Below are 8,248 nucleotides of genomic sequence, written 5' to 3'. Positions count from 1 at the left end.
TTGAAGAATTAGCAGAAGTTTTAGGTGGAGTTGTAGGTGCTTCAAGAGCAGCAACAGATAGTGGATGGATAGATCAGTCACATCAAATAGGACAAACAGGAACAACAGTAAGACCTAAGCTATATATTGCATGTGGTATTTCTGGAGCTATTCAACATATGGCAGGTATGTCAGATGCAGAATGTATAGTAGCAATAAATAAAAATGCTAATGCACCAATATTTAAGGCAGCGCATTTCGGTATAGAAGGAGACTTATTTAAAGTTATACCAGAATTGATAGAATCAATTAAAGAAATGAAACAATAAAATGAAAAACAAAGGAGTGTGATGGTATTGCTTAAATTAAACAATGTTAAAAAAGCATTTGGTGGTTTGGTAGCAGTAAATGATGTTAACCTTTCAGTAGAAGAGGGTTCAATTGTTGGTTTGATAGGACCTAATGGTTCTGGTAAAACTACTTTGTTTAATGTTATTTCAGGCGTTTTACCGTTAACTACTGGAACAGTTGAATTTAACGGCGTTGATATTTCTTCTAAGAAGAGTCATGAGGTATCCCAGTTAGGATTAGTAAGAACATTTCAAAAAGTTAAACCATTCAACAATATTAGTGTACTTGATAATGTTATAGCAGGCTCGTTTTTGAAAAATCATACGAGAGGACATGCTAGGGAAAAAGCTGAAGAGGTTATGGAAATGGTTGGAATTACTCAATATAAAGATGAACTTCCTAAAAATTTACCATTAGCTATAAAGAAGAAAATAGAAATTGCTCGTATACTTGCAACAAATCCTAAAATGCTACTACTAGATGAAGTTATGGGTGGACTTAATTCACAAGAAACAGATGAACTTTCTGAGACTGTAAAAAAGATTAATAAAATGGGTATTACCATACTTATTATTGAACACAAAATGAAGTGTATTATGTCTCTTTCAGAACGTGTTGTAGTTTTAAATAATGGAACTAAAATTGCAGATGGAATACCATCAGAAGTTGTAAGTAATGAAGAAGTTATCAGGGCTTATTTGGGGGATGATTATAATGCTTAAAATTTCAAATTTAGAAACAGGATATGGAGAGAGTCAAGTTTTATTTGATATTTCTCTCAACGTAAAAAAAGGAGATATTGTTAGTTTGGTGGGGTCTAATGCTGCCGGAAAAACTACATTACTTAATACCATATCTGGATTGAACAAGGCTTGGAAAGGTAAAATTGAATTTTTAGGACAGGATGTTACGTCACTTTCCCCTGAGGAGAGAGTCGAATTGGGATTAATTCAGTCGCCAGAAGGTAGAAGATTATTTCCTGAACTTACAGTAGAAGACAATATTTTACTTGGCTCATACTCAAAACGTGCTAAATCTAAACGTACACAAAATTTAAAAATGGTTTATGAAAAATTTCCAAAATTATATGAAAGAAGAAAGCAGCTAGCAGGGTCACTAAGTGGTGGAGAACAACAAATGGTTGCAATTGGAAGATCATTGATGAGTTGTCCAGAATTATTAATACTTGATGAACCATCTTTAGGATTAGCACCAATTATAGTAAGTGATGTTTTTAAAATAATCAAAGAGATTAGTGAAGCAGGAGTAACTGTTTTTCTAGTAGAGCAAAATGTAAAAAAAGCTTTGTCAATAGCGAAAAGTGGTTATGTTCTTGAAAGCGGTAGAATTGCAATGAAAGGAGGGGCAAAAGAACTTCTTGATAACGAAGATTTAAGAAAAGCATATTTAGGAATATAAAAAAGCGTTTAAAAATGGGGGGTTAATAAAAATGAAAAGAAAATCTATATTAATTGGTTTATTGTCTCTAGTAATGTTAACGGTTTCGGCTTGTTCCTCAAATTCAACAGAAACTTCAACAAGTGGAAATAGTAATGATGATGTTATCAAAATCGGTCATATACAACCACGTAGTGGCCCATTAGGAACACTTGGTGAGCAAGGAGTTATTGGTGTGCAAATAGCAGCAGATATGGTAAACAAAAGAGGCGGAATTAATGGTAAAAATGTTGAAATAGTAGTTGCAGATGTTCCTGATACAGCAGCTGCTCAAAATGAAGTTAACCGTTTGATAAATAAAGAAAATATAAATATTATCACAGGTGTATATGGGAGTGCTTTTGCAGAGGTTGCTAGTGGTATTTGTAGCAGAAATGATGCTTTATATTGGGAAACAATTTCTGTAAGTGATAGAATTACTGAAGCAGGATTACCTGGTGTATTTAGAGCAACATTTAATGGAGCTACTTTAGGAGAAGCAGCTGCTGTTTATGCTGCTGAAGTTGCAAATAAATTAAATATTCCTTTTGAAGATTTTAAGGTTGCAATTTTAAGTGAGAATTCTGATTTTGGACAATCTACGGCTAAAGGTGCCCTAGAATTTTGTGAAGAAAATGGGATTCAAGTAGTTGAAGATATAAGATATTCAAAAGATGTTCAAGATACAGCACCTATGGTTCTAAAAATAAAAGATGCAAATCCAGATGCAGTAATAGCTACATCATACATAAATGATGGAATAAACTTCTGGAAGCAATCAAAACAATTAGACTTTAATCCAAAGTCGATGATTGGAATAGGATCTGGATATGGGCTAATTAGTTTTTCAGATGCATTAGGAACGGATGCAGAAGGAGTAATTGATATAGATCCAGCAACTACACCTAATTTAGAAAATCTTGATCCAGAAATGGCAAAAGCTGTTGAAGAATTTATGACAGAATTTGAAAAACAAACGGGCAATACTCCAGGAGCTACAACAATATTGAGCTGGCAAGCTGCATGGGTTCTATTGAACAATGTTATAGCAGAAGCCTCTTCAACTGAAACAAAAGATCTTGTTGAAGTTGCTAAAAATTTAGATATTCCATTAGGAACTTTACCAACAGGTGCAGGAGTTAAGTTTGATGAAAATGGTCAAAACGAGCGTGCTGTAGCTGCAGCAATGCAATGGCAAAGTGGAGAGCTAGTAGTAGTTTATCCAGAAACTGTTGCTAAAACAGAACCAGTAATGATACCACTTCCTACTTGGTCAGAAAGATAAAATTTTATTTAAGAGATAATATTAAAATTTAGTTGTTGTCATACTTAAGTTGACTATTACTTATAAACACAATATTTAGACCTGTACAATAATGAATATCAGTTATGTAAAAGAAATAGAATAGTTAAATTGTACAGGTCTATAAAATCATAAGAGTGCAGGGGGAGGTAAAATGTTTATACAATTAATAATTTCCGGAATTCTTTTGGGTGGAATATATGCATTAATAAGTGTTGGACTATCTTTAATATTTGGGGTTTCGAAGGTTACAAATTTCGCTCACGGTGATTTTGTAATGGTTGGAATGTATTTAGCTTATGCAATATATACTGCTTTCAATATATCACCTTATGTTTCTTGGTTAATTGTTATTCCGGTTTCAGCTGTTATCGGATGGCTTTTCTTCAAACTTATTAAATATACAATAGGAAAAAGCGATTTGAATCAGATATTCCTTACTCTAGGATTGTCATTTGTTTTACAAAATACTGTGTTAATGATATTTAAGTCAGATTTTAGATCAGTTCCTCAAAGTTTTGATTCAAGTTTGAAAATAGGATCATTTTTCCTATCATATGAAATGTTGATTGCTTTTCTTATCGCTATAGCTACAACTTTTGCTTTTTTATGGTTTATCAATCATACATACTTAGGCAAAGCTATGAAAGCAGTTTCACAGGATAGAGATGCAGCAAAACTAATGGGTATTCCTACAAAGAAAATTGATATAATGGTTTTTGCTCTTGGTATTGCTATGGCTGGACTTGCAGGCACTCTTTTGATAACAATTTATCCTACAAATCCTACAATTGGAAGTGGATTAAATTTGATTGCGTGGATAATTGTTGTACTTGGTGGTTTAGGACAACTAGGCGGAGCATTACTTGGTGCATTACTTATAGGTGTTAGTGAAACATTAAGTGGATTTTATATTGGGGCAGATTATAGGCAGGTTGTGTATTATATTATGTTTATAATAGTGTTAGTTGTACGTCCTCAAGGATTATTTACTAGGAAGGGGAATTAGTAATGATGAAGAAATATCAGGAACATCTTAAATGGGCAATATTTTTCGTTGTTATTGCGTTAGTAGGTGGAACGACTAAGAGTAATTTCACACTAGATATTTTTATTAGTACAATATTCTTTTGTAGTATGGCTGCTGCCTGGAATATCGTAGGAGGATATGCTGGGCTAGTTTCACTTGGTCATGTGGCATTTATGGGGATTGGTTCTTATATTTCAACAATATTATTTTTGAATATGGGATTATCTCCTTGGATAGGGATGTTTGTTGGAAGTATTGGTTCAATGCTTTTGGCATATTTGATTGGTATGCTTACTATTAGATTGCAAGGGCCATTTTTGGTATTATCTACAATTGCACTTTCATCAATATTGCAAATATTTGCCATTAAATTTGATAAGATAACTGGAGGATCTGTAGGTCTCTCTATTCCTTATAAACCAAGCTTTCATAATATGGTTTTTAAAAGTTACAATACTTATTTTATCTTGTTCGTTCTATTGTTAGTAGCGGTTATTTCAGTTACAATTTTCATAAAAAATTCTAGAATGGGTTCTTATCTTATTGCAATAAGAGAGGATGAGTTAGCAGCATCAGCATTAGGTATAAATGTTTTTAAAACTAAATTAAATGCATTACTTATAAGTGCTTTTTTCACTAGTATTGGTGGTTCATTGTATGTTCAGTATATGCTATTTATGGATCCTGCATCTGCATTTAGCGTAAGTTTTTCAACAAAGGTTGCGGTACTTACAATTATTGGTGGAGCAGGTACAGTTCTAGGTCCTGTAGTAGGAGGAATGATATTGGTGCCTGTTGAAATTTTCCTAAGAATAGCATTAGGTAGTACTTATCAAGGGGCGTACTTATTAGTATATGGTATTTTATTAATCGTAGTAATTTTAGTTATACCTGATGGTATTGTTGGATTGTTTAAAAGAAAGTTAGCAATTAAATTTAAGTCAACTGAAAAGAAGGCAAAATTGAAAATAGAAACTGAGTAAATAGATTTATATAAAAAACTTTTGTATTGATTAGATTGTTGTAAATTATGGGCACCTTTCTTTGGAATAAATTACTAGGTGCCTATAAAAATTTATATTAGTAATTTAAATTTTGAAAAATTAGTATTTGTATAAAAATGTAGGAGTTATTAAATTAGAAAAATATAACTTTAAAAAGTTGTTGTATTAGAAAAAACTATGATAGGGATATAAAAATATTAAGGAGGAGTAAGAAAATGGCAATTGAATTGTCAAAAGAAGAGATTAAACTTTATGAAGAAACTTTAGAATTTGCTAAGAAAAATCTAGCACCATACGCTCATGATAATGAGGAAAGTGGAAAATTTCCAATAGAAGTACTTAAACAATTTTGTGATGCGGGATATTGCTGTATAAATCTACCAGAAGAATTTGGAGGAAAAAATCTAGGATTTTTACAGTCGGCATTAGTATATGAAGCATTAGCGCATGGAGATGCAGCATTCACTTTTGCAATGGAATGTCATAATAATATTTCTTATGAAATATATAAGTTTAATCCACATGAATCTGTTAAGGAACTTATTCCAGAAATGGTTAAAGGAAATAAGCTTACATCTTTTGCATTAACTGAACCTGAGGCTGGATCTGATCCATCTCGATGTTCCACTTATGCAACTTTAGAAGAAGATGGATATCACATTAATGGTACTAAGACTTGGGCAACAAATGGGCTTGAAGCTGATCTTATCAATGTTATGGTTAAGGATGGTTCACCAAAAGGGATGTTGATGTTATTGGTTGACAATAGAAGTAAGGGTATTTCTATTGAAAAAGGTAGTGAAAAAATGGGCGCATCTTTTGTTTCTACACCAACAATTAAATTTGATAATTGTATTGTTCCTAAAGAAAGATTATTATCCAGCAATGGTTTTAAAGATGTTTTCTGGTGTATTGATATAGCAAGAATTTTTGTTTCTGCTATTGCTACTGGGCTAGCACAGGAAGCTATTGATCAAACAATAAAATATCTTGGTAAACGAGTTCAGTTCAAAAAACCTCTAATTTCAAATCAAGGTATACAGTGGAGTCTTGCAGAGCTTTCTACACAAGTAGAAGCTGGTAGATGGATGACTTATAGAGCTGCAACCCTAATGGACAAAGGAGAACCATCAATAAAAGCTGCAACTATGGCTAAATTATATTGTACTGATCTTGCAATGAAAGTTACAACTGAATGCTGCCAATTATTAGGTGCAAATGGGTATTCAAAAGATTACCCTCTTGAAAGGATGATGAGAATAGCAAAAATGCTGCAAATTGTGGATGGAACAACACAAATCCAAAAGGTAGTACTAGGAAGATTTATTGAACGTGAAGGGATTGAATCTTAAGACTAATAAAGAATTAAAATATAAATACTTATAGCAAAGGAGTGTTTTTCATGTTTAGTGTGATGGATAAAAATGAGGCTATGAAACTTGTTGAATCTGGCGATACTGTTGTAATAAATGGTTTTGGTTCATTAGTACACCCGGAAGAATTTGATGAAGCATTAGGTGATAGATTTTTAAAAACTGGAGAACCAAGAGACTTATCATTTATTTTTGCAGCTGGTCAAGGTGTATGGGATGAAAATCGTTTTATTGATAGATTAAGTCATGAAGGTCTGGTAAAAAAAGTTATTTCCGGCCATTGGCAGCCAATGCTTAGATTGTGTAAGTTAGCTGTTGAAAATAAAATTGAAGCATATAATTTACCAATGGGAGCAATCGTACATCTATTTAGAGCTTCAGCTGCAAAAAAACCTGGTATTATTACGAAAGTAGGTTTGAAAACTTTTGCAGACCCACGTATTGGTGGAGGTGGTCTAAATGAAATTTCTAAAGAGGAATTAGTTAAAGTAATAGAAATAGATGGAGAAGAGTATCTATTTTACAAATCATTTAAACCAAACGTAGCATTTATTCGTGGTACTACAGCAGATCCTAATGGAAATATAACTATGGAAAAGGAAGTAGCTTTTTTAGATGCATTATCTATGGCACAGGCTGTAAAAGCAAATGATGGTAATGTAATTGTTCAAGTAGAGAGACTGTCTTCAATCCCTGCTAATCCTAAGAATGTAAAAATTCCAGGAATATTAGTCGATGCAGTTGTTGTAGCACCAGAACAAAAGCAAACGATTATAGAAACTTATAATCAAACATACTCTGGTGAATTAAGAGTACCAGATAATGAAATTAAGACTGTTGTTGAGAATGTAAAAAAATTGAATAGCAGTGGTGGTAAAAAGAGAAAGTTAGAACATTTGATTGTTGCTCGTCGTGCTGCTCGAGAGTTACATAGTAATTGTGTAGTGAATTTAGGGATAGGCATTCCTGAAATGGTGGCAGTAGTTGCAGATAAAGAAAAAATAGCTGAAAATGTCACATTTACTGTAGAATCAGGTACAATCGGAGGAGTAGCATCATCAGGATTCAGTTTTGGTGCAGCAATCAACCCAGATGTAATTTATGACCAAGCTTATCAATTTGATTTCTATGATGGCGGGGGCTTAGATATTACCTTTGTTGGAGCAATGGAAGCTGATAAAGCTGGTAATGTTAATGTTAGTAGATTAGGTGAAAAGATTATTGGTGTTGGAGGCTTTGTTGATATTACTCAATGTGCTAAGAAAGTGGTTTATTGTTTTACTTTCTCAAATGGTGGTTTAAAAGTTGAATACAAAGATGGAAAATTAAATATTATTGAAGAAGGAAAATATTTAAAATTCACTAATGAAGTAGACCAAATAAGTTTTAGTGGTGATTTTGCAAGAGAAACAGAACAAGAAGTTATATATGTTACTGAAAGATGCGTATTTAAACTATTGCCTGAAGGGTTAACACTTACAGAAGTAGCTCCAGGAATTTCTATAGAGGAAGATATTCTAGAGAAAATGCCATTTAGACCAATAATTTCAGATAATATTAAAACTATGGATATTAGTTGTTTTGGTGAATAGAATTATTAAAATAGCAGATTTTTTCTTATATAATAAATAGGGTATGCTCAATTTTAAAATGGTACCTATGTCAAGGACAATTTAAAAAGGGTGTTAAGATGCTAAGAGATGATTTCTGTATTGTACAGGAGTCATCTTGTTTAGGTTCCATTGATATCTATAATTATTGTAATATCTTA

9 protein-coding genes are annotated in these 8,248 nt (G+C 32.6%); 8 read left to right on the top strand and 1 reads right to left on the bottom strand.

Features of this window, described 5'->3' with window-relative positions:
• The 8 genes from ACQ3F0_RS26490 to ACQ3F0_RS26455 all read left to right on the top strand — a co-directional run.
• The coding region (locus tag ACQ3F0_RS26490) for an electron transfer flavoprotein subunit alpha/FixB family protein (RefSeq protein ID WP_428868827.1) at positions 1–308 on the top strand (308 nt) is incomplete at its 5' end.
• Between the two features lie 27 nt (positions 309–335).
• The gene (locus tag ACQ3F0_RS26485; RefSeq protein ID WP_428868826.1) at positions 336–1,052 is read left to right on the top strand and encodes an ABC transporter ATP-binding protein; all 717 of its coding nucleotides are present in this window, start codon (positions 336–338) and stop codon (positions 1,050–1,052) included.
• The gene (locus ACQ3F0_RS26480) at positions 1,045–1,749 is read left to right on the top strand and encodes an ABC transporter ATP-binding protein (protein WP_428868825.1); all 705 of its coding nucleotides are present in this window, start codon (positions 1,045–1,047) and stop codon (positions 1,747–1,749) included. The genes ACQ3F0_RS26485 and ACQ3F0_RS26480 overlap by 8 nt, the downstream gene beginning before the upstream one ends.
• Before the next feature lie 31 nt (positions 1,750–1,780).
• Complete coding sequence (locus ACQ3F0_RS26475) at positions 1,781–3,052, top strand: ABC transporter substrate-binding protein (RefSeq protein ID WP_428868824.1); 1,272 nt, start codon at positions 1,781–1,783, stop codon at positions 3,050–3,052.
• Positions 3,053–3,224: 172 nt separating this feature from the next.
• Positions 3,225–4,079, top strand: coding sequence for a branched-chain amino acid ABC transporter permease (locus tag ACQ3F0_RS26470; RefSeq protein WP_428868823.1), 855 nt, complete (start codon positions 3,225–3,227; stop codon positions 4,077–4,079).
• A 2-nt stretch (positions 4,080–4,081) separates the two neighbouring features.
• Entirely contained in the window at positions 4,082–5,083 is a 1,002-nt protein-coding gene (locus ACQ3F0_RS26465) for a branched-chain amino acid ABC transporter permease (protein ID WP_428868822.1), read from the top strand.
• 236 nt (positions 5,084–5,319) lie between these two features.
• Complete coding sequence (locus tag ACQ3F0_RS26460; protein ID WP_428868821.1) at positions 5,320–6,456, top strand: acyl-CoA dehydrogenase family protein; 1,137 nt, start codon at positions 5,320–5,322, stop codon at positions 6,454–6,456.
• 50 nt (positions 6,457–6,506) lie between these two features.
• Positions 6,507–8,069 (top strand): acyl CoA:acetate/3-ketoacid CoA transferase, encoded by a 1,563-nt coding sequence (locus ACQ3F0_RS26455; protein WP_428868820.1) that lies wholly within the window; start codon positions 6,507–6,509, stop codon positions 8,067–8,069.
• A 93-nt stretch (positions 8,070–8,162) separates the two neighbouring features.
• Here ACQ3F0_RS26455 and ACQ3F0_RS26450 read toward each other — a convergent pair.
• On the bottom strand, positions 8,163–8,248 hold an 86-nt coding region (locus ACQ3F0_RS26450; RefSeq protein ID WP_428868671.1), incomplete at its 5' end, for an IS3 family transposase.

The sequence above is a fragment of the Clostridium sediminicola genome (assembly GCF_050402865.1).
In the GTDB taxonomy this organism is placed as follows: Bacteria; Bacillota; Clostridia; order Clostridiales; family Clostridiaceae; genus Clostridium_AF; species Clostridium_AF sediminicola.
This window is presented reverse-complemented; position numbering and strand designations above follow the sequence as displayed.